Raw genomic sequence first — 25,204 nt, 5'->3', positions numbered from 1 at the left:
TTCCTGAGCGAGGAGACGAGGGATCAGACAACTTCACATCGTCTCTCTACTAAACTGAGAATCAAACCCGTAGGAAAGCGGTCACAACCCAGTGCCCGGTGCCCCTACATGACGTCCTGAGGAGGACCCAGTGGCTAAGGCCAAGTTCGAGCGGACCAAGCCGCACGTGAACATCGGAACGATCGGTCACGTCGACCACGGCAAGACCACGCTCACCGCTGCGATCTCGAAGGTGCTCGCCGACAAGTTCCCGTCGGCCACCAACGTTCAGCGCGACTTCGCGTCGATCGACTCCGCTCCTGAGGAGCGTCAGCGCGGTATCACGATCAACATCTCGCACGTCGAGTACGAGACCCCGAAGCGTCACTACGCTCACGTCGACGCGCCCGGGCACGCCGACTACATCAAGAACATGATCACCGGTGCGGCTCAGATGGACGGCGCGATCCTCGTGGTCGCCGCCACCGACGGCCCGATGGCGMAGACCCGTGAGCACGTGCTGCTCGCCAAGCAGGTCRGCGTGCCGTACCTGCTGGTCGCGCTGAACAAGGCCGACATGGTCGACGACGAGGAGATCCTGGAGCTCGTCGAGCTCGAGGTCTCCGAGCTGCTCGCCAGCCAGGGCTTCGACGAGTCGGCTCCGGTCGTGCGCGTCTCGGGCCTGAAGGCGCTCGAGGGCGACGAGAAGTGGACGCAGTCGATCCTCGACCTGATGGAGGCCGTCGACAACTCGATCCCGGACCCCATCCGCGACAAGGACAAGCCGTTCCTGATGCCGATCGAGGACGTCTTCACGATCACCGGTCGTGGCACGGTCGTCACCGGTCGCGCCGAGCGCGGCACCCTCGCGATCAACTCCGAGGTCGAGATCGTCGGCATCCGCCCGACGCAGAAGACCACGGTCACGGGTATCGAGATGTTCCACAAGCAGCTCGACGAGGCCTGGGCCGGCGAGAACTGCGGTCTTCTCCTCCGTGGTACCAAGCGCGAGGACGTCGAGCGCGGCCAGGTCGTGGTGAAGCCGGGTTCCATCACCCCGCACACCAACTTCGAGGGCACCGCGTACATCCTGTCCAAGGACGAGGGTGGCCGTCACAACCCCTTCTACACGAACTACCGCCCGCAGTTCTACTTCCGCACCACGGACGTCACCGGCGTCATCACGCTGCCCGAGGGCACCGAGATGGTCATGCCCGGTGACACCACCGACATGTCGGTCGAGCTGATCCAGCCGATCGCCATGGAAGAGGGCCTCGGCTTCGCGATCCGTGAGGGTGGCCGCACCGTCGGCGCCGGCACGGTGACCAAGGTCGTCAAGTAAGCATCTGCTTCCTCGCAAAGGGGTCGAGCCTTCGGGCTCGGCCCCTTTGCCGTCGTCTGGGGTGTCGATGGACCGGCGGGCTCCACCCGCACGCGGATCGGCTTCGTGACACGCGGCGTCACCACGCGGGAAAAGGCTTCCGTTCGCGGACCTGCCCGGGCAGAATGGCCACGTGCGGGCCGAACGCCGGCTCGATCTAGGGAGGGAACCCCATGGGTCTCGAAGACGCCATCAACGACGCCGTGAACAAGGGCAAGGAGTTCATCGAGCAGAACAAGGAGAAGATCGACGAGGTCCTGCACAGCGAGCAGGCGGAGGGCATCAGCGACACCGTCCTCGGTGGTGCTGCGGATCTCGCCAAGAAGGTCGCGCCCGGTGCTGCCGAGCAGATCGACGGCGTCCGCGACAACCTCGACAAGTCCGTGGGCAACGAGTGACCTCGAACTGACATCTTCCGAAGGGCGGAGCGCTGCGGCGCTTCGCCCTTCGTCGCGTCCAGGCGCCGTGATCTCGCGCGATGCGGCCGTCGATTTGGTCATTCGCGGAGGCATGCCGTAGCGTCGTCAGTGGATTCATCGTCTCTGCACGGGAAACGCACCTGATCACTGGGGTCAGCGTGTCAGCCCGAAGCGGGACAGGATCCGCGGTTCACACGGGGAGTGGGAGCCGCAGGGGACTCACGGGAAATGGGTTCCCGAACATCGGGCCGGGGGACGGTCCGCTGGGGAGAAGAGTGCCGAGTGATCGGCTCTCGTGAAGGACGTTTCGCGGGGAGCGAGGCGGCCTTCGTTGTGGCTGGGGAGCACAATGAGATCTGGGGAGAACTTCGTGCGCGCCGTCGTGGCGCTCGGGATGAGCATCGGGCTGGCGTTCGTCGCGACGCCGGCGGCTCAGGCCGTGACCGCGCCTGCCGCTGCGCCGGTCTCCGCGAGCGCGTCGGTGTCCTCGGTCCGTTCCGCCGTCGCCGGGCCCTTGGCCGCGCGCGTCGCGCCGAGCGCCACTGCCGGACTGGTCTGCGCGACCGGCACGTTCTACGCCGTCTCGGGGGGCGGACAGCTGCAGCGCGTCTCGAACGGGAGCGTCAGCAACGTCGGCTCCGCCGCGTCGGGCGTCGCGTCCTTCAACGGCCTCGGCATCGGCGCGAACGGCTCCACCGCGATCGCGTACGAGCGCACCAACAACTCCCGCACCGCGACCATCTGGTACTTCGACGGCTCCGCGTGGAAGTCCACCGGCGACAGCTACAACACCGCGGCGTCGCTCGTCGCCGGTGCGGTGGACCTGAAGACGGGCAACTACTTCTTCGGCGGCTTCTCGGGCAGCAGCTTCTACATCTACCGGTACGTGCCGGGCACCGGCGCCTTCTCGCTGGTCGGCACGATCGACACGTCTTCGGCGGGCGGGACGAACGGCGACATGGCGTTCGACGCGAACGGCAACCTCTACGTCGCCGGCAGCGCCATGACCACGACCGTCTACTCGGTCACCGCGGCCTCGATCGCGGGCGGCACGGGCGGACAGCTCCCCGCGTCGCAGTCGTTCTCCTTCACGCCGTCCGGCTTCTCGGCCATCAACGGCATGGCGTTCAACACGACCGGTTCGATGTACCTCGGCAACGGCACCACGGTGCGCGAGTACAACGCGTCGACGGGTGTGCAGATCGGGAGCGACGTCACGTCGAACCTGAGCAGCACCGACCTCGCGAGCTGCAACTCGCCGGCGAACCTCACCGTGAAGAAGAACGTGATCGCCCGCGGCCACGTCGGCGACCAGTTCCGCCTCTCGGTGAAGAGCGGAACGACCGAGGCGGGCACCGCCACGACGTCCGGCGCGTCGAACGGCGTGCAGGTCGCGCAGGTCGGCCCGCTCCCGGTGATCCAGAGCGGCGTCTACTCGGTATCCGAGGCGATCGCCGCCGGATCCCCCGGCACCCTGGCCGACTACGCGAGCTCACTGGTCTGCGTCGACGAGACCGGTGCGACGGTGCCGACGAACGCCGCGGGTCAGCTCACGATCCCGAACCGCTCCGGCGCCAGCGTCGCGTGCACGATCACGAACTCGCCGCTGCTCGCCACCGTCTCGGTGCACAAGACGGTGCTCGACATCAACGGCAAGAACCCCGTGCCGGGATCGGGGTGGACCCTGGGTGCGGCGACGACCGCGACCACCGGATCCGCCACCTCCACGCCGTCCGCGCCCACGCAGACGACGCCGGCCTCGGGAGACGTGAACTGGACCGTCGCGTTCGACAAGCAGACTTCGCGGGCGACCGTGCGTGTGTCCGAGACGCAGAAGAGCGGGTGGGACTTCGTCAGCGGTAGCTGCGTCGTCACCCCGCTGGGCGGCTCGCCCCGCACCGTGACCCTGCCCGGTGCCACCGGCGCCGACGTCACGGGCGTCGCCCCCGGCGACGCGGTGGCGTGCACGATCACGAACAAGCCCTCGGCGGGCACGCTCACGCTAAAGAAGCAGGTCGACAACACCTACGGCGGCGGCTCTGTGGTCTCCGACTGGACGCTCACCGCGACCGGGGCGCAGACCATCACCGGCAAGACCGGTGACGCGAGCGTGACAACCGCGGTCGTCGCGCCCGGCACCTACGCGCTCACGGAGAGCGGCAGMCCCGCGGGCTACGCCGCGGGCGCCTGGACCTGCACCGGCGCGACGGTGAGCGGATCCTCCGTCGCCGTGGCGGCGAACGCGAACGCGGTCTGCACGATCACGAACGCGAGCAAGCCCGGATCCGTCGTCTGGACCAAGACGTCCAAGAACACCGGCGGCCAGCTGGCCGGATCCGAGTGGACCCTCACCGGCCCCGGTCTGCCCGCACAGGGCGTCGTCGTCAAGGACTGCACGACGGCCCCCTGCGCCGGTCCCGACAACGACCCTGCGCCCGGCGCCTTCCGTCTCGACAAGCTCGCCTGGGGCACCTACTCCGCCAAGGAGACGCTGGCTCCGGCGGGCTACATCGCGGCGGGTTCCTTCACCTTCACCGTGAACGCGGCCAACGCCGGCACCACGCTGAACGTCGGCGCTCAGCAGAACGAGCAGCAGGCCGGTGCCGTGCTCCCGCTGACCGGCGGTCTCGGCAGCGACGCCTTCCTGCTCGGCGGCGGCGCTCTCCTCTTCTCCGCGCTGGCGGTCCTCGGGGTCCTGCGACTCCGCCGGAACGCGCGCCGAGCCTCCTGACGCACCACCCACCTCACCGACAGCAGGACAACTGTCGGCCGGCGGGTGCCGGTCGACGATCGACAACAAAGAAAGCAGGAACGGCAATGACCACCAGGTCTCTCGGGCTGCGCAAGATCGCAGCCGGCCTCGGAGTCGCGGCTCTCGCCGCGCTCGGCGCCCTCGCAGTGTCTCCGGCCGCAAACGCCGCCGACACTCTGAGCCCCTCGAACATCACGGGGACCACGGGCACCCTGACCATCCACAAGCACGCGGGTGACCCCGGCGCGGCCGGCGACGGTACCCAGATCACCGACGCCGGCAAGCTCGCCGCGCTCGGCCAGGGCCTCGAGGGCGTCCAGTTCAGCGTGCAGCGGGTGAGCGCGAACGGCACGCCGATCGACCTCACCTCCGCGGCCGGCTGGGACCAGGCGAAGACCGCGACCCCGGCGAACGTGTCGTCGGCGCCGTTCTCGGTCGCCGCCGGAACCACGGCGACCACGGACGCCACCGGTCAGGCCGTCGTCTCGAACCTGCCCTACGGCCTGTACCTCGTCACGGAGACCAGCCCCGGCACGAACCCGATCGTCTCGCCGGTACAGCCGTTCCTCGTGTCGGTCCCGTACCCGAACCAGGGCGCGTGGCTGTACAACGTGCACGTCTACCCGAAGAACAAGCTGAACACCACGGAGCCGACCAAGACGGTCGCCGACCCGAAGGCGCCCGTGCTGGGCTCGCAGATCGTGTGGACGGTCAACGCGCCGATCCCGGCCCTCGCCGCCGGTGACAGCTACCGCAGCTTCTCCATCACCGACAACCTCGACGCGCGGCTGACCTACGTCGGCGCGGTCGTCAAGGTCGACGGCACCACGCTGACCGAGGGCACGGACTACACCGTCTCCGGCAACGCCGTGATCACGTTCACCGGGACCGGCCTCGGCAAGCTCGCCGGTAAGACCGCCGTCACCGCGGACATCACCACGACCGTGACCTCGCTCGGCGCCGACGGACAGATCCTGAACACCGCCGTCGTCAACACCAACGGCTCCGACCGCACCACCAACACGCCGCAGACCAACTGGGGCGCGCTGAAGGTCGTCAAGCAGGACGCCACCACGAAGAACACCCTCAAGGGCGCGATCTTCGAGGTCTACGACGCCAAGAACGGCACCAGGGTCGCCGGCCCGTTCACCACGAACGACGCGGGCGAGATCCTCGTCGACGGCCTGTGGGTCGGCAACAACGACGTGAAGAGCAAGGACTACTGGCTCAAGGAGACCCAGGCTCCGGCCGGCTACGTGCTCCCTGCCGACCCGTGGACCCAGGTCACCGTCACCGCCGCGGGCACCGCGACGCCGACGGCCCTCGCGATCTCGAACACCCAGCAGCAGGGACCGAACCTGCCGCTGACCGGTGGCGCGGGCAGCACGCTGTTCGCGATCGTCGGTGGCGCGCTGGTCGCCGCCGGGCTCGGCACCATCGTGGTGCGTCGCCTGCGCACGCGTCGTCACTGATGACAGGTCCGTCAGCGGTCGCCCCTCGGCGTGACCGCTGACGGACAGGAGGAGGGCGGGACGCGAGTCCCCGCCCTCCTCCCTGCTTCGGGCGGACGACAGGTCCGTGCCGAAGCGCCTCCGTCCCGAACCAGGGGCCCGTTCCGATCCGCACCTCGAGGAGGGCGTCATGACGCAGACCGCACCACTGCGACGTCGCGACCTGCGAACGACCCCCTGCCCACGCTGGCGGATGCCCTGGGGCACCGCGATCCTCGCCGCCATCGCGTTCGCCGGACTCCTCCTCCTGATGTATCCGACCGTGGCGAGCTGGTGGTCGCAGTACAACCAGTCGCAGCTCATCGTCAAGGTCGACTCCGAGGTCGGCGGCTCCGCGGCCGATACCCGCGAGAAGGCCCTCGATCAGGCGCGGGCGTACAACAAGGCGCTCGTCGGAGGCGCGCTCGTCGCGGCAGGATCCCGCATCCCGACCAGCTCGGCGGGCGCTCCGGGATTCGACTACCCGAGCCTGCTCCGCGCCGACGCCGACGGGGTCATGGCGCGGCTGCGCGTCCCGTCGATCGGAGTCGATCTGCCGATCTACCACGGCACCTCCGACGCGACCCTGACCAAGGGCGTCGGGCATCTCGAGGGCACGTCCCTCCCGATCGGGGGTGCCGACCAGCACTCCGTGCTCACGGCCCACCGCGGGCTCGCCGGCGCGACGCTGTTCGACAACCTCGACCAGGTCAAGATCGGCGACACGTTCACCATCGAGGTGTTCGGCCAGGTGCTGACCTACCGGGTGCGCGACACCCAAGTGGTCCTCCCTGAGCAGACGCAGACGCTGAGTGCGCAGGCGGGGGAGGACCTGGTCACCCTCGTCACGTGCACCCCGCTCGGCATCAACAGTCACCGGATCCTCGTCACGGGCGAGCGCGTGACGCCGACCCCGCAGAAGGACCTCGACGCTGCCGGTGCGACGCCGGACATCCCTGGATTCCCGTGGTGGGCGCCGACCATCGGCGGCGCGCTGATCGTGCTCGTCGGCTTCGTCTGGGCGACCGGGCGGCCCCGCCGCGAAGCACAGCCGGAGACCGCGGAGCACGAGGGCTGACACCGCCCGTCACGGACACGCCGGACACGCCGTCGCGACACGCCCGAGTTTGCGACACGCCCGGGCTGCACGTAGACTGTTGAGGTTCCACATTCCGGTGCGCGTCCCGATGCGCGCCGGATCACTGCCAGGGCAGTGCACAGACGGCGCCCTTCCTCCGGGAAGCGGCCGCAGGGATCTGGGCCGCGGGCAGCAGAACACACAACCGACACCTCTTCACCGAGGCCCTGCCGTGTGCGGGGGTCGGCTTCCGCGGGTCGCAAGGCCCCGGGCTGACAGCAGAACAGTGGTGCGCCCCTTCGAGAGGCCCGATCCGCAAGGATCCGGGCCAGGAGGAGGAGTGCGAAGGCGCAGAACGCGCCGTCGCGCGTCCAATGCCCCCGGATCACCCGATCCGGGCAGGTAAGACGCTTAATGAGAGAGAKCAGACAATGGCGGGACAGAAGATCCGCATTCGCCTGAAGTCGTATGACCACGAGGTCATCGACACGTCGGCCCGCAAGATCGTCGACACCGTGACCCGTGCGGGCGCGACCGTCGTCGGCCCCGTGCCGCTTCCGACCGAGAAGAACGTCGTGTGCGTCATCCGGTCGCCCCACAAGTACAAGGACAGCCGCGAGCACTTCGAGATGCGCACCCACAAGCGTCTGATCGACATCGTCGACCCGACGCCGAAGGCCGTTGACTCGCTCATGCGTCTCGACCTTCCTGCTGACGTCAACATCGAGATCAAGCTGTAAGGGGATCACGATGGTCGACATCAACGCAAAGATTTCCAAGGGCCTGCTCGGCACGAAGCTCGGCATGACCCAGGTCTGGAACGAGAACGGCAAGCTGATCCCGGTCACCGTGATCGAGCTGGCCCCGAACGTGGTCACCCAGATCCGCACCCCCGAGAAGGACGGCTACAACGCCGTGCAGATCGCGGCCGGTCAGATCGACCCGCGCAAGGTCACGCAGCCCCTCGCCAAGCACTTCGAGGCCGCCGGGGTCACCCCGCGTCGCCACGTCACCGAGATCCGCACCGCGGACGCCGGCGACTACGCGCTCGGCCAGGAGCTCACCGTTGACGGCACCTTCGAGGCCGGCCAGCTGGTCGACGTCGTCGGCACCAGCAAGGGCAAGGGCTTCGCCGGTGTCATGAAGCGCCACAACTTCAAGGGTGTCTCCGCTTCGCACGGTTCGCACCGCAACCACCGCAAGCCCGGTTCCATCGGTGCTTCGTCGACCCCGAGCCGTGTCTTCAAGGGCATGCGCATGGCCGGTCGTATGGGTGGCGAGCGCGTGACCGTCCTCAACCTCACGGTGCACGCCGTCGACGCCGAGAAGGGTCTGCTGCTCGTCAAGGGCGCCGTCCCCGGTGCACGCGGCCGCATCGTCTACGTCCGCAACGCAGTGAAGGGTGCCTGAGTCCCATGGCTGACACCACTCTGACGCTCGACGTGTTCGCCGGCGGCAAGAAGACCGGTACGGTCGACGCCCCCGCCGCGATCTTCGACGCCAAGACCAACGTTCCGCTGATCCACCAGGTCGTCGTCGCGCAGCTCGCCGCGGCACGCCAGGGCACCCACTCGACCAAGCGTCGCGGTGAGGTCTCCGGTGCCRGTCGCAAGCCCTTCAAGCAGAAGGGCACGGGTAACGCCCGTCAGGGCTCCATCCGTGCGCCGCACATGACCGGTGGTGGCATCGTCCACGGCCCGAAGCCGCGCGACTACTCGCAGCGCACCCCCAAGAAGATGATCGCCGCCGCCCTCGTGGGTGCGCTCAGCGACCGCTTCCGCGGTGAGCGCCTGCACGTCGTCGAGTCCTTCGGCATCGAGGGCAAGCCGTCCACCAAGACGGCGGCCGCCTACCTGAAGGCGCTCCCGGGCAAGAACATCCTCGTGGTCATCGACCGCGAGGACGACCTCACCGCTCTGAGCGTCCGCAACCTGGTCTCCGTGCACGTGCTGTACTCCGACCAGCTCAACGCCTACGACGTGGTCAACTCCGACGACATCGTCTTCACCAAGGCGGCCTTCGACGCGTTCATCGCGCTGAAGTCCGGCGCAACCGAGGAGGTCTCCGCATGAGCGACAACATCCTCGCCGCGGCTGCCAACAAGGATCCGCGCGACATCATCCTGAAGCCGGTCGTCTCCGAGAAGAGCTACGGCCTGATCGACGAGGGCAAGTACACCTTCCTGGTGGACCCCCGCGCCTCCAAGACCGAGATCAAGCTCGCCATCGAGAAGATCTTCGACGTCAAGGTCGCGAGCGTCAACACGATCAACCGCGTCGGCAAGGCTCGCCGCACCCGCTTCGGCACGGGCAAGCGCAAGGACACCAAGCGTGCCATTGTCGCCCTGAAGTCGGGCACCATCGACATCTTCACGGCAGTGAACTGACCGGGGGATAAGGACAGAACATGGCTATTCGCAAGTACAAGCCCACGACCCCGGGTCGCCGCGGCTCGTCGGTGGCAGACTTCGCCGAGATCACTCGATCGACGCCGGAGAAGTCGCTGCTGCGTCCGCTCAGCAAGACCGGTGGTCGTAACAACCAGGGCCGCATCACGACCCGTCACATCGGTGGTGGCCACAAGCGCCAGTACCGTGTCATCGACTTCCGTCGCAATGACAAGGACGGCATCGACGCCAAGGTCGCTCACATCGAGTACGACCCCAACCGCACCGCACGCATCGCGCTGCTGCACTACTTCGACGGCGAGAAGCGCTACATCATCGCGCCGAACAAGCTGAAGCAGGGCGACGTCGTCGAGTCGGGTGCCGGCGCGGACATCAAGCCGGGCAACAACCTCCCGCTGAAGAACATCCCGACGGGTACCGTCATCCACGCCATCGAGCTCCGTCCTGGCGGCGGCGCGAAGATGGCCCGCTCGGCCGGCACCTCGGTGCGTCTGGTCGCGAAGGATGGTCCCTACGCCCAGCTGCGTCTGCCCTCGGGCGAGATCCGCAACGTCGACGCGCGCTGCCGTGCGACGATCGGCGAGGTCGGCAACGCCGAGCAGTCCAACATCAACTGGGGTAAGGCCGGCCGCAAGCGCTGGTTGGGCGTTCGCCCGACCGTCCGCGGTGTCGCCATGAACCCGGTGGATCACCCGCACGGTGGTGGTGAGGGCAAGACGTCCGGTGGACGTCACCCCGTCTCCCCGTGGGGCCAGGCTGAGGGACGCACCCGTCACGCCAACAAGGAAAGCGACAAGTACATCGTGCGTCGCCGTAACGCTGGCAAGAAGCGCAAGTAGGAGTAAGAGAAGATGCCTCGCAGTCTTAAGAAGGGCCCCTTCGTCGACGAGCACCTGCTTCGCAAGGTGATCGTTCAGAACGATGCCGGTACCAAGAACGTCATCAAGACCTGGTCGCGCCGGTCGATGATCATCCCCGCCATGCTGGGACACACCATCGCCGTGCACGACGGACGCAAGCACATCCCCGTGTTCGTGTCCGAGACCATGGTCGGTCACAAGCTGGGCGAGTTCGCGCCCACCCGCACCTTCCGCGGCCACGAGAAGGACGACAAGAAGGGGCGGCGCCGCTAATGGTCGAATCCGTCGCACGCGTGAAGCACATCCGCGTGACCCCGCAGAAGGCTCGTCGTGTCGTCGCCCTCATCAAGGGCAAGCAGGCGCAGGAGGCTCTCGCCATCCTGAAGTTCGCCCAGCAGAGCGCCTCCGAGCCGATCTACAAGCTCGTGCACTCGGCGATGGCCAACGCGCAGGTGAAGGCCGACCGCGATGGCGAGTTCCTCGATGAGCAGGATCTCTACATCAAGAACGCCTTCGTGGACGAGGGGACGACGCTCAAGCGTTTCCAGCCCCGCGCCCAGGGCCGCGCGTTCCAGATCAAGAAGCGCACGAGCCACATCACGGTCGTGCTGGCCACCCCTGCCCTTCGACAGGCGCAGGAAACGGCCGACGAGACGAAGAAGGCGAGCAAGTAATGGGACAGAAGGTAAACCCGTACGGCTTCCGCCTCGGCATCACCACGGACCACGTGTCCCGGTGGTTCTCTGACTCGACCAAGCCGGGTCAGCGCTACGCCGACTACGTCGCCGAGGACATCAAGATCCGCAAGCTCCTGCAGACGCAGCTCGACCGCGCCGGCGTGAGCAACATCGAGATCGAGCGCACCCGCGACCGCGTGCGTGTGGACATCCACACCGCTCGCCCGGGCATCGTCATCGGCCGCCGTGGCGCCGAGGCCGAGCGCATCCGCGGAGACCTCGAGAAGCTCTCGGGCAAGCAGATCCAGCTGAACATCCTCGAGGTGAAGAACCCCGAGGCCGACGCTCAGCTGGTCGCCCAGGGCATCGCCGAGCAGCTCTCTGCTCGTGTCGCCTTCCGTCGCGCCATGCGCAAGGGCCTCCAGGGTGCCCAGCGCGCGGGTGCGAAGGGCATCCGGATCCAGGTCTCGGGCCGCCTCGGCGGCGCGGAGATGAGCCGGTCGGAGTTCTACCGCGAGGGTCGTGTGCCGCTGCACACGCTGCGCGCGAACATCGACTACGGCTTCTACGAGGCCAAGACCACCTTCGGCCGCATCGGCGTGAAGGTCTGGATCTACAAGGGCGACCTCACCAACAAGGAGCTTGCTCGCGAGCAGGCCAACGCACCGAAGTCCCGTCGTGACGACCGTGGTGGCGACCGCCGCCGTGGCCCGCGCAGCGAGGCTCCCGTCGCAGAAGGAGCGTCTGCCTGATGCTTATCCCTCGTAAGGTCAAGTTCCGCAAGCAGCACCACCCCAAGCGTGATGGTGCGGCAACCGGCGGCACGAAGGTCTCCTTCGGCGAGTACGGTATCCAGGCCCTCACGTCCGCGTATGTGACCAACCGTCAGATCGAGTCCGCTCGTATCGCGATGACCCGTCACATCAAGCGCGGCGGAAAGGTGTGGATCAACATCTACCCCGACCGTCCGCTCACGAAGAAGCCTGCCGAGACCCGCATGGGTTCCGGTAAGGGTTCTCCCGAGTGGTGGGTCGCCAACGTCAAGCCGGGTCGCGTCCTCTTCGAGGTCGCGGGTGTGAGCGAGGAACTCGCTCGCGAAGCACTGACCCGTGCCATTCACAAGCTGCCGCTCAAGGCACGCATCATCAAGCGCGAGGAGGGCGACGCGTAATGGCGATCGGCACCAAGGAGCTCGGTGTGACCGAGCTCGACACGTTCGAAGACCAGCGCCTCGTCGAGGAGCTGCGTAAGGCCAAGGAGGAGCTGTTCAACCTCCGTTTCCAGTCGGCCACCGGCCAGCTGGAGAGCCACGGCCGCATCCGCGCCGTCAAGCGCGACATCGCGCGCCTGTACACCGTGATCCGCGAGCGCGAGCTGGGCATCCGTGCGACGCCCGCTCCGGTCGAGGCTCCGGCCAAGAAGGCGTCCAAGGCAAAGGCGAAGAAGGCCGACGAGGCTGACGCGCCGAAGGAGGAGGCCGAGTAATGGCTGAGAAGAAGGCTGCTGCCGCTGAGGCAGAGGTCGTCTCGCACGACGTGCGTGACGCCGATGCTCGTGGCTACCGCAAGTCGCGCCGCGGCTACGTCGTCAGCGACAAGATGGACAAGACCATCGTCGTCGAGGTCGAGGACCGCGTGAAGCACCCGCTGTACGGCAAGGTCATCCGCCGTACGACGAAGGTCAAGGCGCACGACGAGAACAACGCCGCCGGTATCGGCGACCTCGTTCTCATCAACGAGACCCGCCCGCTGAGCGCCACCAAGCGCTGGCGTCTGGTGGAGATCCTGGAGAAGGCAAAGTGATCCAGACCGAGTCCCGACTCAAGGTCGCCGACAACACCGGCGCCAAGGAGCTGCTCACCATCCGCGTGCTCGGCGGCTCCAGCCGTCGCTACGCGGGCGTCGGCGACATCATCGTCGCCACGGTCAAGGACGCGATCCCCGGTGGGAACGTCAAGAAGGGTGACGTCGTCAAGGCCGTCATCGTCCGTACCAAGAAGCAGACCCGCCGTCCCGACGGGTCCTACATCAAGTTCGACGAGAACGCCGCCGTGATCCTGAAGAACGACGGGGAGCCCCGCGGCACCCGTATCTTCGGTCCGGTCGGCCGTGAGCTTCGTGACAAGAAGTTCATGAAGATCGTCTCGCTCGCCCCGGAGGTGCTGTAACTCATGGCGAACATCAAGAAGGGTGACCTGGTTCAGGTCATCTCCGGCCGCAAGCAGGAAAAGGGCGGCGACCGCGGCAAGCAGGGCAAGGTCCTCGAGATCCTCGTCGAGCAGAACCGCGTGATCGTGGAGGGCGTGAACTACGCCACCAAGCACTCCCGCGTCGGCCAGACGCAGCGCGGCACGAAGACGGGCGGCATCGAGACCATCGAGGCCCCCATCCACATCTCGAACGTCGCCCTGGTCGACCCCGAGACGAAGAAGCCGACCAAGGTCGGTCACCGCGTCGAGGAGCAGGTCAAGGACGGCGTGAAGCGCACGGTCCGCGTGCGCTACGCGAAGAAGAGCGGTAAGGACCTCTGATGGCGGCTGCTGACGCCGCGGGCGCTGTCAAGGTGCAGCCCCGCCTGAAGGCGAAGTACAACAACGAGATCAAGAAGGCTCTGCAGGACGAGTTCGGCTACGAGAACGTCATGCAGATCCCCGGCCTGGTCAAGGTCGTCGTCAACACCGGTGTCGGTGAGGCGGCTCGCGACTCCAAGGTGATCGATGGTGCGGTCGACGACCTCACCAAGATCACCGGCCAGAAGCCGATCGTCACGAAGGCCCGCAAGTCCATCGCGCAGTTCAAGCTGCGCGAGGGGCAGCCCATCGGCGCGCACGTCACCCTCCGCGGTGACCGCGCCTGGGAGTTCGTGGACCGCCTCGTGAACCTCGCACTGCCCCGTATCCGCGACTTCCGCGGTCTCTCGGACAAGCAGTTCGACGGCAACGGCAACTACACCTTCGGTCTCACGGAGCAGAGCGTGTTCCACGAGATCGATCAGGACCGGATCGACCGCGTCCGCGGTTTCGACATCACTGTCGTGACCACGGCGAAGAACGACGACGAGGGTCGCGCCCTGCTGCGCCACCTCGGCTTCCCGTTCARGTCGGCCGACGCGCAGGCGTAACCGATCGAAGACGTCCTTCGTCTCGTCGCTTCGCTCCTCGCTCAGGAACCGGCCATTCGGATCCGGTTCCTGAGCGAGCGAGCGAAACGAGACGAAGGACGCTTGACGTACAATTGAAAATTGCGTGCTCATCGCAGGCCGTCTGCCGTGTAACGGCAGCCGGAACCTCATGAACGAAAGAAGACAACTATGACGATGACAGACCCGGTCGCAGATCTGCTGACCCGTCTGCGCAACGCGAACTCGGCGCATCACGACTCCGTGACCCTGCCGTCGAGCAAGCTGAAGACCCACATCGCTGAGATCCTCCAGCAGGAGGGCTACATCTCGGGCTGGGAGGTCACCGACGCGCGCGTCGGCACCAACCTCACCATCTCGCTGAAGTACGGCCCGAACCGCGAGCGGTCGATCGCCGGCATCAAGCGCGTCTCCAAGCCCGGCCTCCGCGTGTACGCGAAGTCGACGGAGCTGCCCAAGGTGCTCGGTGGCCTCGGCGTCGCGATCCTGTCCACCTCCTCGGGGCTCCTCACGGACCGCCAGGCTGAGCAGAAGGGCGTGGGCGGAGAAGTTCTCGCCTACGTGTGGTGATCTGAAATGTCGCGTATTGGACGACTTCCCATCGAGATCCCCGCGGGCGTGACCGTTTCGGTCGACGGCCGTGCGGTTTCGGTGAAGGGCCCGAAGGGCGAGCTCTCGCTCACCGTGGCCTCTCCCATCGAGGTGTCGGTCGAGGAGAACCAGGTTCTCGTCACGCGTCCGGATGACGAGCGCGCTTCGCGTTCGCTGCACGGGCTGACCCGCACGCTCATCAACAACGACATCATCGGCGTGACCCAGGGGTACTCCAAGGGCCTCGAGGTCGTCGGCACCGGTTACCGCGTGCAGCAGAAGGGCGGCTCGGTCGAGTTCGCCCTCGGCTTCTCGCACCCGGTTCTGATCGACCCGCCCGCCGGCATCACCCTGACGGTCGAGGGCAACAACAAGCTCACCGTCAGCGGTATCAGCAAGCAGGCCGTCGGTGAGGCGGCTGCGAACATCCGCAAGATCCGCAAGCCCGAGCCGTACAAGGGCAAGGGCGTTCGCTACGCCGGCGAGATCGTGCGTCGCAAGGCCGGAAAGAGTGGTAAGTAACCATGGCTATCAAGACGAAGTCCGACGCCCGCTCGCGTCGTCACGCCCGTCTTCGCAAGAAGATCCAGGGCACCGAGGCGCGCCCGCGCCTGGTCGTCACCCGTTCGGCCCGCCACGTCTTCGTGCAGCTGGTCGACGACAGCAAGGGCCGCACCGTGGCCAGCGCCTCCACCCTCGAGACCGACCTGCGCGGCTTCGGCGGTGACAAGACCGCCAAGGCCCGCAAGGTCGGCGAGCTCGTCGCCGAGCGTGCGAAGGCTGCCGGCGTCTCGGAGGCCGTGTTCGACCGCGGTGGCAACCGCTACGCCGGTCGCGTCGCGGCCATCGCCGACGGCGCCCGCGAAGGGGGACTGGCACTGTGAGTGACAACAAGGAGAACGAAGTGACCGAGACGGCTCCTGTCGTCGAGAACGCGGCCGGTACCGAGGCTCCGCAGCGCGATGAGCGCCGCGGCSGCCGTGGTGGCCGCGACCGCGGCCAGGGCGGCCGTGACCGCAACTCCCGCGACCGTGGGGACAACCAGTTCCTCGAGCGCGTGGTGACCATCAACCGCGTGTCGAAGGTCGTCAAGGGCGGCCGTCGCTTCAGCTTCACCGCGCTCGTCGTGGTGGGTGACGGCAACGGTCTCGTGGGTGTCGGCTACGGCAAGGCCCGCGAGGTTCCGCTCGCCATCTCGAAGGGTGTCGAGGAGGCCAAGCGCAACTTCTTCCGCGTGCCGCGCTCCGCGAGCACCATCCCGCACCCGGTGCAGGGCGAGGCCGCTGCCGGCGTCGTGCTGCTCCGTCCGGCTGCTGCCGGTACCGGTGTTATCGCCGGTGGTCCGGTCCGCGCCGTGCTCGAGTGCGCCGGTATCCACGACGTGCTGTCGAAGTCGCTCGGTTCGTCGAACACGATCAACATCGTGCACGCGACCGTGGCCGCCCTGAAGCAGCTCGAGGAGCCCCGTGCGGTCGCCGCGCGTCGCGGCCTCGAGTTCGACCAGGTCGCCCCGGCGCGTCTCGTCCGCGCAGAGGCCGAGGCCATCGCTGCGCAGAAGGCAGGTGCCTGATGGCTGCGCGCCTCAAGGTCACGCAGGTCAAGTCCAAGGTGAGTGAGAAGCAGAACCAGCGCGACACGCTGCGTTCGCTCGGCCTCAAGCGGATCGGCGACTCGGTCGTCCGTCCCGACGATGCCCAGACCCGCGGTTACGTCCGCACGGTCGCTCACCTCGTCAAGGTTGAGGAGATCGACTAATGGCTGAGAAGAAGGAAGCGGCCACCAAGACCGCCGCCAAGAAGCCGGCTGCCAAGAAGGCCGAGGAGACCACGGTCTCCCGTCCCGGCGTCCTGAAGGTGCACCACCTGCGTCCGGTCCCCGGCGCCAACACCGCGAAGACCCGTGTCGGTCGCGGTGAGGGCTCCAAGGGCAAGACCGCCGGTCGCGGCACCAAGGGCACCAAGGCCCGCAACACCGTTCGCGTCGGTTTCGAGGGTGGGCAGATGCCGCTGCACATGCGCACCCCGAAGCTGCGCGGGTTCAAGAACCCGTTCCGCGTGGAGTACCAGGTCGTGAACCTGGAGAAGCTCGCCGAGCTCTACCCGGCCGGTGGCGACGTGACCGTCGCCGACCTGGTCGCCAAGGGCGCGGTCCGCAAGAACGAGAAGGTCAAGGTCCTGGGCAACGGCGACATCGCCGTGGCTCTGACCGTGTCGGTCGACAAGGTCTCCAGCTCCGCTGAGCAGAAGATCGTCGCCGCCGGCGGATCCATCAAGTAACACCCGTCGAGAGGGGCCGGAGATATCTCCGGCCCCTCTTGCGTTACCCTGGGTAATTGACTGTCCCTCGTCGGGCGTCATCCCTTTGCAGGAAGGCAAGCTTTTGTTCAGCGCCATCGCGCGGATCTTCCGCACGCCTGATCTTCGACGCAAGATCGGCTTCACGATCGTGATCATCGCGATCTACCGCCTTGGATCCACCGTGCCCGCTCCGTTCGTGAGCTTCCCGAACGTCTCGGAGTGCCTCGCACAGAACAGCGGCACCGAGGGGCTCCTCGGGCTCGTCAACCTGTTCTCCGGCGGCGCGCTGCTGAAGCTGTCGATCTTCGCCCTCGGCGTCATGCCGTACATCACGGCCTCGATCATCACGCAGCTGCTCCGCGTGGTCATCCCGCACTTCGAGGCGCTGCACAAGGAGGGCCAGGCCGGTCAGGCCAGGCTCACGCAGTACACCCGCTACGTCACCATCGCGCTCGCGCTGCTGCAGTCCACGACCCTCGTCACGGTCGCGCGCACCGGCCAGCTGTTCGGCCAGACCGGCGTCGCAGCCTGCAACCAGCTGCTCACCAACGACGTGTGGTGGGCGCAGCTGCTCCTCATCATCACGTTGACGGCCGGCACCGGCCTCATCATGTGGTTCGCCGAGCTCGTCACGGAGAAGGGCATCGGCAACGGCATGTCGCTGCTGATCTTCACCTCGATCGCCGCGACCTTCCCCGGCGCCATGTGGGCCATCATGCAGACCAAGGGGTTCGAGGTCTTCCTGCTCGTCCTGCTCGTCGGCATCCTCGTGATGACGCTGGTCGTCTTCATCGAACAGTCGCAGCGTCGCATCCCGGTGCAGTACGCGAAGCGCATGGTCGGTCGCCGCACGTACGGCGGCACCAACACCTACATCCCGATCAAGGTCAACATGGCGGGCGTGATCCCGGTCATCTTCGCCTCGTCGCTGCTGTACATCCCGATGCTGGTCGCGCAGTTCAACATCCCGCAGGACGGCAAGACGCCGCCCGCGTGGGCGACCTGGATCATGACGTACTTCGTCAAGGGCGACCACCCGATCTACATGATCACGTACTTCCTGCTGATCATCGGCTTCACGTACTTCTACGTCGCGATCACGTTCAACCCGACCGAGGTCGCGGACAACATGAAGAAGTACGGCGGCTTCATCCCGGGCATCCGCGCGGGCCGTCCCACGGCCGAGTACCTCGACTACGTGCTCACCCGCATCACCCTGCCCGGATCCCTGTACCTCGGTCTCATCGCGCTGATCCCGCTGATCGCGCTGGCCACGGTCGGCGCGAACCAGAACTTCCCGTTCGGCGGCGCGTCGATCCTGATCATCGTCGGCGTCGGCCTCGAGACGGTCAAGCAGATCGATGCACAGCTGCAGCAGCGACACTACGAAGGGCTCCTACGATGACGGCATCCGCAACTTCCACCGCACGCCTGCTGATCGTGGGCCCGCAGGGCTCCGGCAAGGGCACGCAGGGAGTGCGGATCGCTGAGGGGTACGGGATTCCGGTGGTCTCCACGGGCGACATCTTCCGCGCCAACATCAAGGCCGGCACCGAGCTCGGCGCGCAGGTCACCGCGATCCTCGATGCGGGCGACCTCGTGTCGGACGAGCTGACCGGCGCGCTCGTGCGCGACCGCCTGTCCCAGCCCGATGCCGAGGCCGGCTTCCTCCTGGACGGCTATCCCCGTAATGCGGCGCAGGTCGAGCACCTGGATGCGTTCCTGGCCGAGTCGGACGCGGCGCTCGACGCCGTGATCGTGCTCGACGTGCCCCGCGAGGAGAGCATCGCCCGCCTCGCTCTGCGCGCGACGGAGCAGGGTCGTGCGGACGACACTCCCGAGGCGATCGCCCATCGACTGGACATCTACGAGGCCCAGACCGCGCCGATCCTCGACGCCTACGGCGCCCGCGACATCGTGGACACCATCGACGGCGTCGGCAGCCTGGACGAGATCTCCGAGCGCATCTTCGCGGCGCTGGCCGCCCGCGGCCTCGTGCGCACGGCTGCGGTCTGACGTGGCGTTCCGCCGTTCCATCTACAAGAGCCGTGCCCAGCTGGGGACGATGGTCGAGCCCGGCCTGATCACCGGTGCGGCGCTCACCGCGGTGCGCGCCGCCGTACGCCCCGGCATCACCACGGGGGAGCTCGACGCGATCGCCGAGCGCGTGATCCTGGATCGTGGCGCCGAGTCGAACTTCAAGCTCGTGCGCGGCTACCGGCACACCACCTGCATCTCGGTCAACGACCAGGTCGTGCACGGAATCCCCGGATCCCGCGTGCTGCAGCCCGGCGACATCGTGTCGATCGACTGCGGTGCGCAGTTCCGCGGCTGGAACGGCGACAGCGCGATCACCGTCATCGTGCCCGACGAGGCGCAGGCGGAGCTCGTCGCCGCGCGACAGGCCCTGTCGGATGTGACGGAGGGATCCATGTGGGCCGGGATCGCCGCGATGGCGTCCGCGAAGCACCTGGGCGACATCAGCGCGGCCATCGAGGACCACATCCTCGGCGCCGGCCCCTCATCCGTCTCGGGGAGGCCCTACGGGATCCTGCGCGAGTACGTCGGGCACGGCATCGGCCGCAAGATGCACGAGGCGCCGAGCCTGTTCAACTACCGCACGCCCGACCGCGGCGCTGAGGTGCGCCCCGGTCTCGTGCTCGCGATCGAGCCCATGGTGACCGCGGGCTCTGACCAGACCTACGTGGAGGACGACGACTGGACCGTCTCCACGACCGACGGATCCGACGGTTCGCACTGGGAACATAGCGTCGCCCTGCACGACGACGGCATCTGGGTGCTGACCGCGGCGGACGGCGGCGCCGCCGGCCTCGCCGCGTTCGGCATCACGCCCGCGCCGATCGCGTAGCTCGCGACTTCGCGAGAAATCAGATACAGCATGAGACCTGCCTTCTGCAGGTAGGTCTCATGCTGGATGTGGTTTCTCGCGCCTGGGAGGGCGGTGGCGCGTCAGTTCGCGCGGGCGACGCTGCAACGTCGCGAGCATGGCGGACTCACGCGGACGGACCAACGGCACCCCGGCAGCGTCCAGCGCGCGGCACAGCGGATCCACCTTCCACGCATCGGCGAGCTCCCAACGTGCGAAGGGGTGGTGGTGGCGCCGAACCCGATCCTCGCGCCGCTTCTCATCGCGCAGGTGCTCGGTGGCCTTTCCCGGATCCGTGAGGTCGTACTTGCCCCAGCCGTCGGCCTCGCCGACGGCGCCGACAGAGCGGAACAGGAAGTCGACCCGGTCCAGAACGCCCTCATAGTGGAACTCTTGCTGCAGATCCGGGTCCTCGTAGCCGCACCAGGAGATCACGGCGCGGCTGACGCTCTCGGCGGGCGACTCCGCGCGAGGGTCTACCCGGCCCCACAGCCATCGCAGTTGGGCGGAGCCTCGGCCGGCGACCTGCGCCGCAGCGTGTGTGCGCAACGCCGTCGATCCCAGTGCTCCGCCCTGCCTCGGCGAGATCGCGGCGTCGACGACCGCGAGGGCCTGCGCCGGCGGCAGGACCCGTGCCAGATCCACGGCGGTGTCGAGCAGTGACGTCACCCACAGCGCGCCTCGACGCTCGACGCTGCGCGGGTCTCTGCTGGTGTGCACGCAGACGTCGCCGTAGCGCCGAGAGTGCGCCCGCCCGGGCTCGAAGACGTGGATGTCCCGCGCTTCGCCGAAACGCGGCAAGCCGTGAGCGACCGCGGCGGACTCCAGGCAGAGCACGGCGTCCGGATGGGTCCGCGCGAAAGCGTGGACGCGCGCGGCGTAGCGATCCCAGGCCGGAAGCTCCGCGAACGGTGCGGCCGGCGCATAGACGCCCGGGCGAATCCGCGTGTGCGCGGGCGTATCGAGGGTGATCCCTCGGGCGCGCGCCTCACCCCGCGTCACGAGCGGCGCAGGGGAGGCGAGCACGGCGCGATCGGCGAGCAGCAGTGGCATCCCGCCAGCGTGCCCTGCCTGCGACAGCCAGCGGACACCGTTTCTCCAATCTGTGCGCAACCCGCAGTATCGCGCTCGTGTGGAGGGCACTCGCCTGCACACGAGAAACCAGATCCAGCGTGAGACCCACTGTCTGCAGGTAGGTCTCATGCTGGATCTGGTTTCTCGCTGGCTCCCACGGCCCTCAAAGGCAGGACACGGCACAATGGGGAGACACAGCTGAGCGGATCCGCCGGGCGGGTCTTGACTAAGGAGACACACACATGGCCGCTGCCAAGGGCAGGACCAACGGGTTCGCCATCGGAATCACCGCCGCGGTCGTCGCCGTGCTCATCGCACTCGTCGGCGTCGTCGTCTGGATGAACAACAAGGCCACGGACCCCGGTGCCGCGCCGAAGAGCGCGATCATCAACTCCGACACCGGCGCCGTGACCACCGGCTCCGGCAAGGACAAGGTCGCCGTCTTCGTCGACTTCCAGTGCCCGGTCTGCAAGAGCTTCGAGGAGCAATTCGGCAGCGACCTGCAGAAGCTCGCGAAGGAGGACAAGATCACGCTCGAGTACCACCCGATCGCGATCCTGGACCGCTTCTCGCAGGGCACGAACTACTCGTCGCGCGCGGCCGCGGCTGCGTACAGCGTCGCGCAGGAGAACCCGGACAAGTTCCTCGACTATCTGAACATCCTGTTCCAGAACCAGCCGACGGAGAACACGCCCGGTCTCACCGACCAGCAGCTGATCGACTATGCGAAGCAGGTCGGCGCCGACAAGGCCGAGGCCACGATCAAGGCGGCTACCTTCTTCAAGTTCCCGACTGCGCAGGCGTCGTCTCACAAGATCAAGGGCACGCCGACCATCGAGATCAACGGTGAGCGGCTCGACCTGACCAAACAGGCCGATCTCGCCAAGGTGCAGGCGATCGCGAGCCAGAAGTAACCACGCCGCATTTTGCGGATCCGCGGATCCGGACTACCATAGATCCTTGGTGCTTTGCGCCTTGGTCCGGCGTGTCCGGATCCGCATAGTTCCACCACCACCCAACCACCGCAGATCGACCGGTCTGCAGAAGCGTCAGCGAGGCTATGGCTAAGAAAGACGGTGTCATCGAGATCGAGGGCGTGATTTCCGAGGCGCTGCCCAACGCGATGTTCCGCGTTGAGCTGTCCAACGGACACAAGGTCCTTGCAACGATCTCCGGCAAGATGCGGCAGAACTACATCCGCATCATCCCCGAGGATCGCGTCGTCGTGGAGCTCTCGCCCTACGACCTCACGCGCGGTCGTATCGTCTACCGCTACCGCTAGACCGGTCGAGAAGTAACACCCCAGGCGCTCGCGCCTGCCCGGTGAAGACAGCGATAAGGAAAAAACATGAAGGTCAACCCCAGCGTCAAGCCGATCTGCGACCACTGCAAGGTGATCCGCCGCCACGGCCGCGTCATGGTGATCTGCAAGAGCAACCCGCGCCACAAGCAGCGCCAGGGTTGAGCAGCGGGCTCCGGCCCGACACTCTCGCAATCTCACAATTCAAAATGAAACGGCAGGATCAGACGCTTCGACGGGCTCAGCGGCCCGAAGAAGCCGACACCTCGGGCGGAGGCCCGGGCACCGATCCTGCTCCACACCTCCACAACACTCCAGGAGTTACCGCATGGCACGTCTTGCCGGCGTCGACATCCCGCGCGACAAGCGCGTGGTGATCGCCCTCACGTACATCTACGGCATCGGCCGTACCCGCTCGGTCGAGATCCTCAAGGCCACCGAGATCGACGAGTCGATCCGCGTCAAGGACCTCTCCGACGACCAGCTCGTCGCCCTCCGCGACCACATCGAAGGCACCTACAAGGTGGAGGGTGACCTCCGCCGCGAGGTCGCCGCCGACATCCGCCGCAAGGTCGAGATCGGCTCCTACGAAGGCATCCGCCACCGTCGTGGCCTGCCGGTCCGCGGTCAGCGCACCAAGACCAACGCGCGCACCCGCAAGGGCCCCAAGCGCACCGTCGCCGGCAAGAAGAAGGCCCGCTAAGCGGCGGCCAGGGAATAGGAGAAAACTTTCATGGCTGCACCCAAGGCCGCCGCGCGCAAGCCGCGCCGCAAGGAAAAGAAGAACATCGCGCTGGGCCAGGCCCACATCAAGTCGACGTTCAACAACACGATCGTCTCGATCACCGACCCGTCCGGCGCGGTCATCGCCTGGGCTTCCTCCGGTGGCGTGGGCTTCAAGGGCTCGCGCAAGTCCACCCCGTACGCCGCCGGCATGGCCGCGGAGTCGGCTGCCCGTCAGGCCGCCGAGCACGGTGTGAAGAAGGTCGACGTGCTCGTCAAGGGTCCGGGCTCCGGCCGCGAGACCGCGATCCGCTCGCTGCAGGCCGCCGGCCTCGAGGTGGGCTCGATCCAGGATGTGACGCCGCAGGCGCACAACGGCTGCCGCCCGCCGAAGCGCCGTCGCGTCTGACGCGTTCTGAGGATCCTCGGATCTCGATCCTGTCGAGACCGGGGATCCTCGCCCGCGTTCTTCCACAACTCAAGACCTCACCCACACGTGTCATATAGCGGGCACGTGATCGAAAGGAACACACAGTGCTCATCGCACAGCGTCCCACTCTCACCGAGGAAAAGATCTCCGAGAACCGCAGCCGGTTCGTCATCGAGCCGCTCGAGCCCGGTTTCGGTTACACGATCGGCAACGCGCTGCGTCGCAGCCTGCTCTCCTCGATCCCCGGCGCGGCCGTGACCAGCGTCCGCATCGACGGCGTCCTCCACGAGTTCAGCACCATCCCCGGTGTCAAGGAGGATGTCACCGAGATCATCCTCAACATCAAGCAGCTGGTCGTCTCCTCGGAGCGCGACGAGCCCATCACCGCGTACCTGCGTAAGACGGGTGCCGGCGAGGTCACCGCGGCGGACATCTCCGCTCCGGCCGGCGTCGAGGTGCACAACCCCGAGCTGGTCATCGCGACCCTCAACGACACCGCCAAGTTCGAGCTCGAGCTCACCATCGAGCGCGGCCGCGGCTATGTCTCCGCAGCGCAGAACCGCAGCGAGTACGCCGAGGCCGGCCAGGTCCCGATCGACTCGATCTACTCGCCCGTGCTCAAGGTCAGCTACCGCGTCGACGCCACCCGCGCCGGCGAGCGCACCGACTTCGACAAGCTCGTGCTGGACGTCGAGACGAAGAACTCGATCCTCCCGCGCGACGCGGTCGCTTCGGCCGGTCGCACGCTGACCGAGCTGTTCGGTCTGGCCCGCGAGCTGAACGTCGAGGCCGAGGGCATCGAGATCGGCCCCGCGCCGGTCGAGGCCGTGCTCTCGAACGAGCTGTCGATGCCGATCGAGGACCTCGATCTGTCGGTCCGCTCGTACAACTGCCTCAAGCGCGAAGGCATCAACACGGTGTCCGAGCTCGTCGCCCTCTCGGAGACGCAGCTCATGAACATCCGCAATTTCGGACAGAAGTCGGTGGACGAGGTGCGCGACAAGCTCGTCTCGCTCGGCCTGTCGCTGAAGGATTCGGTGCCCGGTTTCGACGGCGCCCACTTCTACGRCGGCTCCGAAGACGAGTCCTTCTGATACCCGAACCTTTCCGATCCAGGAGTAACAACAATGCCTAAGCCCACCAAGGGTCCCCGCCTCGGAGGCGGCCCGGCCCACGAGCGTCTGCTGCTTGCGAACCTCGCTGCGCAGCTGTTCGTTCACAAGTCGATCAAGACCACCGAGACCAAGGCCAAGCGCCTGCGTCCGCTGGCTGAGCGCCTCGTCACCTTCGCCAAGCGCGGCGACCTGCACGCACGCCGTCGCGTGCTGACGGTTCTGCGCAGCAACAAGGAGGCGACGCACATCCTGTTCGCCGAGATCGCGCCGCTCGTCGCCGAGCGTGAGGGCGGCTACACCCGCATCACCAAGGTCGGCAACCGCAAGGGCGACAACGCGCCCATGGCCGTGATCGAGCTCGTGCTCGAGCCCGTCACCCCCAAGGTGAAGAAGGCCGCCGCGAAGCCCGCCAAGGCTGAGAAGGCCGCTGCTGCTGAGGCTCCGGCCGAGGTCGTCGAGGTCCCCGTGAGCGGATGCCATAGGGTGCGCTCACGGGGACGACTCGGAATGTGGTGGGGGGTTCACGGGAGCGGCGGGCCGGGCTTCGTGGCTCCCCGCCAACATCCCACTCCCGCCGCCGGCTCCATCTCCGCGTCGTCCCCGTGA

The 25,204-nt window shown here is 67.2% G+C and carries 36 protein-coding genes; 35 read left to right on the top strand and 1 reads right to left on the bottom strand.

Annotation, left to right across the window (positions count from 1 at the left end):
- Nucleotides 1-130: 130 nt before the first annotated feature.
- The 28 genes from tuf to map all read left to right on the top strand — a co-directional run bounded on the left by tuf (nucleotide 131) and on the right by map (nucleotide 19,938).
- On the top strand, nucleotides 131-1,321 hold the full coding sequence (gene tuf, locus AC1DG4_RS17805; RefSeq protein WP_477421388.1) for an elongation factor Tu: 1,191 nt from the start codon (nucleotides 131-133) through the stop codon (nucleotides 1,319-1,321).
- A gap of 212 nt (nucleotides 1,322-1,533) precedes the next feature.
- Nucleotides 1,534-1,758 (top strand): hypothetical protein, encoded by a 225-nt coding sequence (locus AC1DG4_RS17800; RefSeq protein WP_477376106.1) that lies wholly within the window; start codon nucleotides 1,534-1,536, stop codon nucleotides 1,756-1,758.
- A 370-nt stretch (nucleotides 1,759-2,128) separates the two neighbouring features.
- Entirely contained in the window at nucleotides 2,129-4,510 is a 2,382-nt protein-coding gene (locus AC1DG4_RS17795; protein WP_477421387.1) for a SpaA isopeptide-forming pilin-related protein, read from the top strand.
- A gap of 86 nt (nucleotides 4,511-4,596) precedes the next feature.
- Nucleotides 4,597-6,003 (top strand): SpaH/EbpB family LPXTG-anchored major pilin, encoded by a 1,407-nt coding sequence (locus AC1DG4_RS17790; RefSeq protein WP_477376110.1) that lies wholly within the window; start codon nucleotides 4,597-4,599, stop codon nucleotides 6,001-6,003.
- A 169-nt stretch (nucleotides 6,004-6,172) separates the two neighbouring features.
- Entirely contained in the window at nucleotides 6,173-7,099 is a 927-nt protein-coding gene (locus AC1DG4_RS17785) for a class C sortase (RefSeq protein WP_477376112.1), read from the top strand.
- A gap of 431 nt (nucleotides 7,100-7,530) precedes the next feature.
- The gene (rpsJ, locus tag AC1DG4_RS17780; RefSeq protein ID WP_017201594.1) at nucleotides 7,531-7,839 is read left to right on the top strand and encodes a 30S ribosomal protein S10; all 309 of its coding nucleotides are present in this window, start codon (nucleotides 7,531-7,533) and stop codon (nucleotides 7,837-7,839) included.
- 10 nt (nucleotides 7,840-7,849) lie between these two features.
- Nucleotides 7,850-8,509 carry a 50S ribosomal protein L3 gene (gene rplC, locus AC1DG4_RS17775; RefSeq protein ID WP_045271040.1) on the top strand — a complete coding sequence of 220 codons (660 nt, stop codon included), beginning with the start codon at nucleotides 7,850-7,852 and terminating at the stop codon, nucleotides 8,507-8,509.
- Between the two features lie 5 nt (nucleotides 8,510-8,514).
- The gene (gene rplD, locus AC1DG4_RS17770) at nucleotides 8,515-9,171 is read left to right on the top strand and encodes a 50S ribosomal protein L4 (RefSeq protein WP_477421386.1); all 657 of its coding nucleotides are present in this window, start codon (nucleotides 8,515-8,517) and stop codon (nucleotides 9,169-9,171) included.
- Nucleotides 9,168-9,485 (top strand): 50S ribosomal protein L23, encoded by a 318-nt coding sequence (gene rplW / locus AC1DG4_RS17765; RefSeq protein WP_045249924.1) that lies wholly within the window; start codon nucleotides 9,168-9,170, stop codon nucleotides 9,483-9,485. The genes rplD and rplW overlap by 4 nt, the downstream gene beginning before the upstream one ends.
- 20 nt (nucleotides 9,486-9,505) lie before the next feature.
- Nucleotides 9,506-10,345 carry a 50S ribosomal protein L2 gene (gene rplB / locus AC1DG4_RS17760; protein ID WP_477376116.1) on the top strand — a complete coding sequence of 280 codons (840 nt, stop codon included), beginning with the start codon at nucleotides 9,506-9,508 and terminating at the stop codon, nucleotides 10,343-10,345.
- Between the two features lie 12 nt (nucleotides 10,346-10,357).
- Complete coding sequence (gene rpsS, locus AC1DG4_RS17755; RefSeq protein ID WP_045271043.1) at nucleotides 10,358-10,639, top strand: 30S ribosomal protein S19; 282 nt, start codon at nucleotides 10,358-10,360, stop codon at nucleotides 10,637-10,639.
- Complete coding sequence (gene rplV, locus AC1DG4_RS17750) at nucleotides 10,639-11,040, top strand: 50S ribosomal protein L22 (RefSeq protein ID WP_477376118.1); 402 nt, start codon at nucleotides 10,639-10,641, stop codon at nucleotides 11,038-11,040. Before rpsS ends, rplV begins: the two co-directional genes overlap by 1 nt.
- The gene (gene rpsC / locus AC1DG4_RS17745) at nucleotides 11,040-11,795 is read left to right on the top strand and encodes a 30S ribosomal protein S3 (protein ID WP_477376120.1); all 756 of its coding nucleotides are present in this window, start codon (nucleotides 11,040-11,042) and stop codon (nucleotides 11,793-11,795) included. Before rplV ends, rpsC begins: the two co-directional genes overlap by 1 nt.
- Nucleotides 11,795-12,214 carry a 50S ribosomal protein L16 gene (rplP, locus tag AC1DG4_RS17740; protein ID WP_477376122.1) on the top strand — a complete coding sequence of 140 codons (420 nt, stop codon included), beginning with the start codon at nucleotides 11,795-11,797 and terminating at the stop codon, nucleotides 12,212-12,214. The genes rpsC and rplP overlap by 1 nt, the downstream gene beginning before the upstream one ends.
- Nucleotides 12,214-12,528: a 50S ribosomal protein L29 gene (rpmC, locus tag AC1DG4_RS17735; protein WP_045271047.1), complete on the top strand. Its 315-nt coding sequence runs from the start codon at nucleotides 12,214-12,216 to the stop codon at nucleotides 12,526-12,528. The genes rplP and rpmC overlap by 1 nt, the downstream gene beginning before the upstream one ends.
- On the top strand, nucleotides 12,528-12,845 hold the full coding sequence (rpsQ, locus tag AC1DG4_RS17730; protein WP_052680074.1) for a 30S ribosomal protein S17: 318 nt from the start codon (nucleotides 12,528-12,530) through the stop codon (nucleotides 12,843-12,845). Before rpmC ends, rpsQ begins: the two co-directional genes overlap by 1 nt.
- Nucleotides 12,842-13,210 (top strand): 50S ribosomal protein L14, encoded by a 369-nt coding sequence (gene rplN / locus AC1DG4_RS17725; RefSeq protein ID WP_477376125.1) that lies wholly within the window; start codon nucleotides 12,842-12,844, stop codon nucleotides 13,208-13,210. Before rpsQ ends, rplN begins: the two co-directional genes overlap by 4 nt.
- 3 nt (nucleotides 13,211-13,213) lie before the next feature.
- Complete coding sequence (rplX, locus tag AC1DG4_RS17720; protein ID WP_477376127.1) at nucleotides 13,214-13,573, top strand: 50S ribosomal protein L24; 360 nt, start codon at nucleotides 13,214-13,216, stop codon at nucleotides 13,571-13,573.
- Nucleotides 13,573-14,163, top strand: a complete 591-nt coding sequence (gene rplE, locus AC1DG4_RS17715; RefSeq protein WP_477421385.1) for a 50S ribosomal protein L5 — start codon at nucleotides 13,573-13,575, stop codon at nucleotides 14,161-14,163. Before rplX ends, rplE begins: the two co-directional genes overlap by 1 nt.
- A gap of 189 nt (nucleotides 14,164-14,352) precedes the next feature.
- Nucleotides 14,353-14,751 carry a 30S ribosomal protein S8 gene (gene rpsH, locus AC1DG4_RS17710; protein ID WP_045271051.1) on the top strand — a complete coding sequence of 133 codons (399 nt, stop codon included), beginning with the start codon at nucleotides 14,353-14,355 and terminating at the stop codon, nucleotides 14,749-14,751.
- A gap of 6 nt (nucleotides 14,752-14,757) precedes the next feature.
- Nucleotides 14,758-15,294: a 50S ribosomal protein L6 gene (gene rplF / locus AC1DG4_RS17705; RefSeq protein WP_477376131.1), complete on the top strand. Its 537-nt coding sequence runs from the start codon at nucleotides 14,758-14,760 to the stop codon at nucleotides 15,292-15,294.
- 2 nt (nucleotides 15,295-15,296) lie between these two features.
- Nucleotides 15,297-15,656, top strand: a complete 360-nt coding sequence (rplR, locus tag AC1DG4_RS17700) for a 50S ribosomal protein L18 (protein WP_477421384.1) — start codon at nucleotides 15,297-15,299, stop codon at nucleotides 15,654-15,656.
- Nucleotides 15,653-16,342 carry a 30S ribosomal protein S5 gene (gene rpsE / locus AC1DG4_RS17695; protein ID WP_477421383.1) on the top strand — a complete coding sequence of 230 codons (690 nt, stop codon included), beginning with the start codon at nucleotides 15,653-15,655 and terminating at the stop codon, nucleotides 16,340-16,342. The genes rplR and rpsE overlap by 4 nt, the downstream gene beginning before the upstream one ends.
- Complete coding sequence (rpmD, locus tag AC1DG4_RS17690) at nucleotides 16,342-16,527, top strand: 50S ribosomal protein L30 (protein ID WP_018171461.1); 186 nt, start codon at nucleotides 16,342-16,344, stop codon at nucleotides 16,525-16,527. Before rpsE ends, rpmD begins: the two co-directional genes overlap by 1 nt.
- A complete protein-coding gene (gene rplO / locus AC1DG4_RS17685; RefSeq protein WP_105686040.1) occupies nucleotides 16,527-17,048 on the top strand; it encodes a 50S ribosomal protein L15 in 522 nt (173 codons plus the stop codon). The genes rpmD and rplO overlap by 1 nt, the downstream gene beginning before the upstream one ends.
- A gap of 103 nt (nucleotides 17,049-17,151) precedes the next feature.
- Nucleotides 17,152-18,474 carry a preprotein translocase subunit SecY gene (gene secY / locus AC1DG4_RS17680; RefSeq protein WP_477376136.1) on the top strand — a complete coding sequence of 441 codons (1,323 nt, stop codon included), beginning with the start codon at nucleotides 17,152-17,154 and terminating at the stop codon, nucleotides 18,472-18,474.
- The gene (locus AC1DG4_RS17675; RefSeq protein ID WP_477376137.1) at nucleotides 18,471-19,085 is read left to right on the top strand and encodes an adenylate kinase; all 615 of its coding nucleotides are present in this window, start codon (nucleotides 18,471-18,473) and stop codon (nucleotides 19,083-19,085) included. The genes secY and AC1DG4_RS17675 overlap by 4 nt, the downstream gene beginning before the upstream one ends.
- Nucleotide 19,086: 1 nt before the next feature.
- Nucleotides 19,087-19,938 (top strand): type I methionyl aminopeptidase, encoded by an 852-nt coding sequence (map, locus tag AC1DG4_RS17670; protein WP_477376139.1) that lies wholly within the window; start codon nucleotides 19,087-19,089, stop codon nucleotides 19,936-19,938.
- A gap of 57 nt (nucleotides 19,939-19,995) precedes the next feature.
- On the opposite strand, the gene AC1DG4_RS17665 is transcribed toward map, so the two are convergent.
- A complete protein-coding gene (locus AC1DG4_RS17665; RefSeq protein ID WP_477376140.1) occupies nucleotides 19,996-21,009 on the bottom strand; it encodes a hypothetical protein in 1,014 nt (337 codons plus the stop codon).
- Nucleotides 21,010-21,272: 263 nt separating this feature from the next.
- Here AC1DG4_RS17665 and AC1DG4_RS17660 point away from each other — a divergent pair, with 263 nt between their 5' ends.
- The 7 genes from AC1DG4_RS17660 (at nucleotide 21,273) to rplQ (ending at nucleotide 25,204) form a co-directional block, all read left to right on the top strand.
- Nucleotides 21,273-21,944: a DsbA family protein gene (locus AC1DG4_RS17660; RefSeq protein ID WP_477376142.1), complete on the top strand. Its 672-nt coding sequence runs from the start codon at nucleotides 21,273-21,275 to the stop codon at nucleotides 21,942-21,944.
- 146 nt (nucleotides 21,945-22,090) lie between these two features.
- Nucleotides 22,091-22,312, top strand: coding sequence for a translation initiation factor IF-1 (gene infA / locus AC1DG4_RS17655; protein ID WP_017201569.1), 222 nt, complete (start codon nucleotides 22,091-22,093; stop codon nucleotides 22,310-22,312).
- 66 nt (nucleotides 22,313-22,378) lie between these two features.
- Nucleotides 22,379-22,495: a 50S ribosomal protein L36 gene (rpmJ, locus tag AC1DG4_RS17650; RefSeq protein ID WP_005050492.1), complete on the top strand. Its 117-nt coding sequence runs from the start codon at nucleotides 22,379-22,381 to the stop codon at nucleotides 22,493-22,495.
- 163 nt (nucleotides 22,496-22,658) lie between these two features.
- Complete coding sequence (gene rpsM, locus AC1DG4_RS17645) at nucleotides 22,659-23,033, top strand: 30S ribosomal protein S13 (RefSeq protein ID WP_440734021.1); 375 nt, start codon at nucleotides 22,659-22,661, stop codon at nucleotides 23,031-23,033.
- Between the two features lie 30 nt (nucleotides 23,034-23,063).
- A complete protein-coding gene (gene rpsK, locus AC1DG4_RS17640; protein WP_017829189.1) occupies nucleotides 23,064-23,462 on the top strand; it encodes a 30S ribosomal protein S11 in 399 nt (132 codons plus the stop codon).
- A 125-nt stretch (nucleotides 23,463-23,587) separates the two neighbouring features.
- Complete coding sequence (locus AC1DG4_RS17635; protein WP_477421382.1) at nucleotides 23,588-24,577, top strand: DNA-directed RNA polymerase subunit alpha; 990 nt, start codon at nucleotides 23,588-23,590, stop codon at nucleotides 24,575-24,577.
- A gap of 33 nt (nucleotides 24,578-24,610) precedes the next feature.
- Entirely contained in the window at nucleotides 24,611-25,204 is a 594-nt protein-coding gene (gene rplQ, locus AC1DG4_RS17630) for a 50S ribosomal protein L17 (protein ID WP_477421381.1), read from the top strand.

Source organism: Microbacterium sp. 05N427, from assembly GCF_056397105.1.
The sequence above is the reverse complement of the archived record's forward strand: the minus strand, read 5'-3'. Positions and strand labels throughout refer to the sequence as shown.

Bases quoted from the DNA above. Each gene is read 5' to 3' on its own strand.
- AC1DG4_RS17800 (WP_477376106.1), top strand. From the start codon at position 1,534: ATGGGTCTCGAAGACGCCATCAACGACGCCGTGAACAAGGGCAAGGAG.
- AC1DG4_RS17790 (WP_477376110.1), top strand. From the start codon at position 4,597: ATGACCACCAGGTCTCTCGGGCTGCGCAAGATCGCAGCCGGCCTCGGA.
- AC1DG4_RS17785 (WP_477376112.1), top strand. From the start codon at position 6,173: ATGACGCAGACCGCACCACTGCGACGTCGCGACCTGCGAACGACCCCC.
- rpsJ (WP_017201594.1), top strand. From the start codon at position 7,531: ATGGCGGGACAGAAGATCCGCATTCGCCTGAAGTCGTATGACCACGAG.
- rplC (WP_045271040.1), top strand. From the start codon at position 7,850: ATGGTCGACATCAACGCAAAGATTTCCAAGGGCCTGCTCGGCACGAAG.
- rplW (WP_045249924.1), top strand. From the start codon at position 9,168: ATGAGCGACAACATCCTCGCCGCGGCTGCCAACAAGGATCCGCGCGAC.
- rplB (WP_477376116.1), top strand. From the start codon at position 9,506: ATGGCTATTCGCAAGTACAAGCCCACGACCCCGGGTCGCCGCGGCTCG.
- rpsS (WP_045271043.1), top strand. From the start codon at position 10,358: ATGCCTCGCAGTCTTAAGAAGGGCCCCTTCGTCGACGAGCACCTGCTT.
- rplV (WP_477376118.1), top strand. From the start codon at position 10,639: ATGGTCGAATCCGTCGCACGCGTGAAGCACATCCGCGTGACCCCGCAG.
- rpsC (WP_477376120.1), top strand. From the start codon at position 11,040: ATGGGACAGAAGGTAAACCCGTACGGCTTCCGCCTCGGCATCACCACG.
- rplP (WP_477376122.1), top strand. From the start codon at position 11,795: ATGCTTATCCCTCGTAAGGTCAAGTTCCGCAAGCAGCACCACCCCAAG.
- rpmC (WP_045271047.1), top strand. From the start codon at position 12,214: ATGGCGATCGGCACCAAGGAGCTCGGTGTGACCGAGCTCGACACGTTC.
- rpsQ (WP_052680074.1), top strand. From the start codon at position 12,528: ATGGCTGAGAAGAAGGCTGCTGCCGCTGAGGCAGAGGTCGTCTCGCAC.
- rplX (WP_477376127.1), top strand. From the start codon at position 13,214: ATGGCGAACATCAAGAAGGGTGACCTGGTTCAGGTCATCTCCGGCCGC.
- rpsH (WP_045271051.1), top strand. From the start codon at position 14,353: ATGACGATGACAGACCCGGTCGCAGATCTGCTGACCCGTCTGCGCAAC.
- rplF (WP_477376131.1), top strand. From the start codon at position 14,758: ATGTCGCGTATTGGACGACTTCCCATCGAGATCCCCGCGGGCGTGACC.
- rplR (WP_477421384.1), top strand. From the start codon at position 15,297: ATGGCTATCAAGACGAAGTCCGACGCCCGCTCGCGTCGTCACGCCCGT.
- rpmD (WP_018171461.1), top strand. From the start codon at position 16,342: ATGGCTGCGCGCCTCAAGGTCACGCAGGTCAAGTCCAAGGTGAGTGAG.
- rplO (WP_105686040.1), top strand. From the start codon at position 16,527: ATGGCTGAGAAGAAGGAAGCGGCCACCAAGACCGCCGCCAAGAAGCCG.
- AC1DG4_RS17675 (WP_477376137.1), top strand. From the start codon at position 18,471: ATGACGGCATCCGCAACTTCCACCGCACGCCTGCTGATCGTGGGCCCG.
- AC1DG4_RS17665 (WP_477376140.1), bottom strand. From the start codon at position 21,009: ATGCCACTGCTGCTCGCCGATCGCGCCGTGCTCGCCTCCCCTGCGCCG.
- AC1DG4_RS17660 (WP_477376142.1), top strand. From the start codon at position 21,273: ATGGCCGCTGCCAAGGGCAGGACCAACGGGTTCGCCATCGGAATCACC.
- infA (WP_017201569.1), top strand. From the start codon at position 22,091: ATGGCTAAGAAAGACGGTGTCATCGAGATCGAGGGCGTGATTTCCGAG.
- rpmJ (WP_005050492.1), top strand. From the start codon at position 22,379: ATGAAGGTCAACCCCAGCGTCAAGCCGATCTGCGACCACTGCAAGGTG.
- rpsM (WP_440734021.1), top strand. From the start codon at position 22,659: ATGGCACGTCTTGCCGGCGTCGACATCCCGCGCGACAAGCGCGTGGTG.
- rpsK (WP_017829189.1), top strand. From the start codon at position 23,064: ATGGCTGCACCCAAGGCCGCCGCGCGCAAGCCGCGCCGCAAGGAAAAG.
- rplQ (WP_477421381.1), top strand. From the start codon at position 24,611: ATGCCTAAGCCCACCAAGGGTCCCCGCCTCGGAGGCGGCCCGGCCCAC.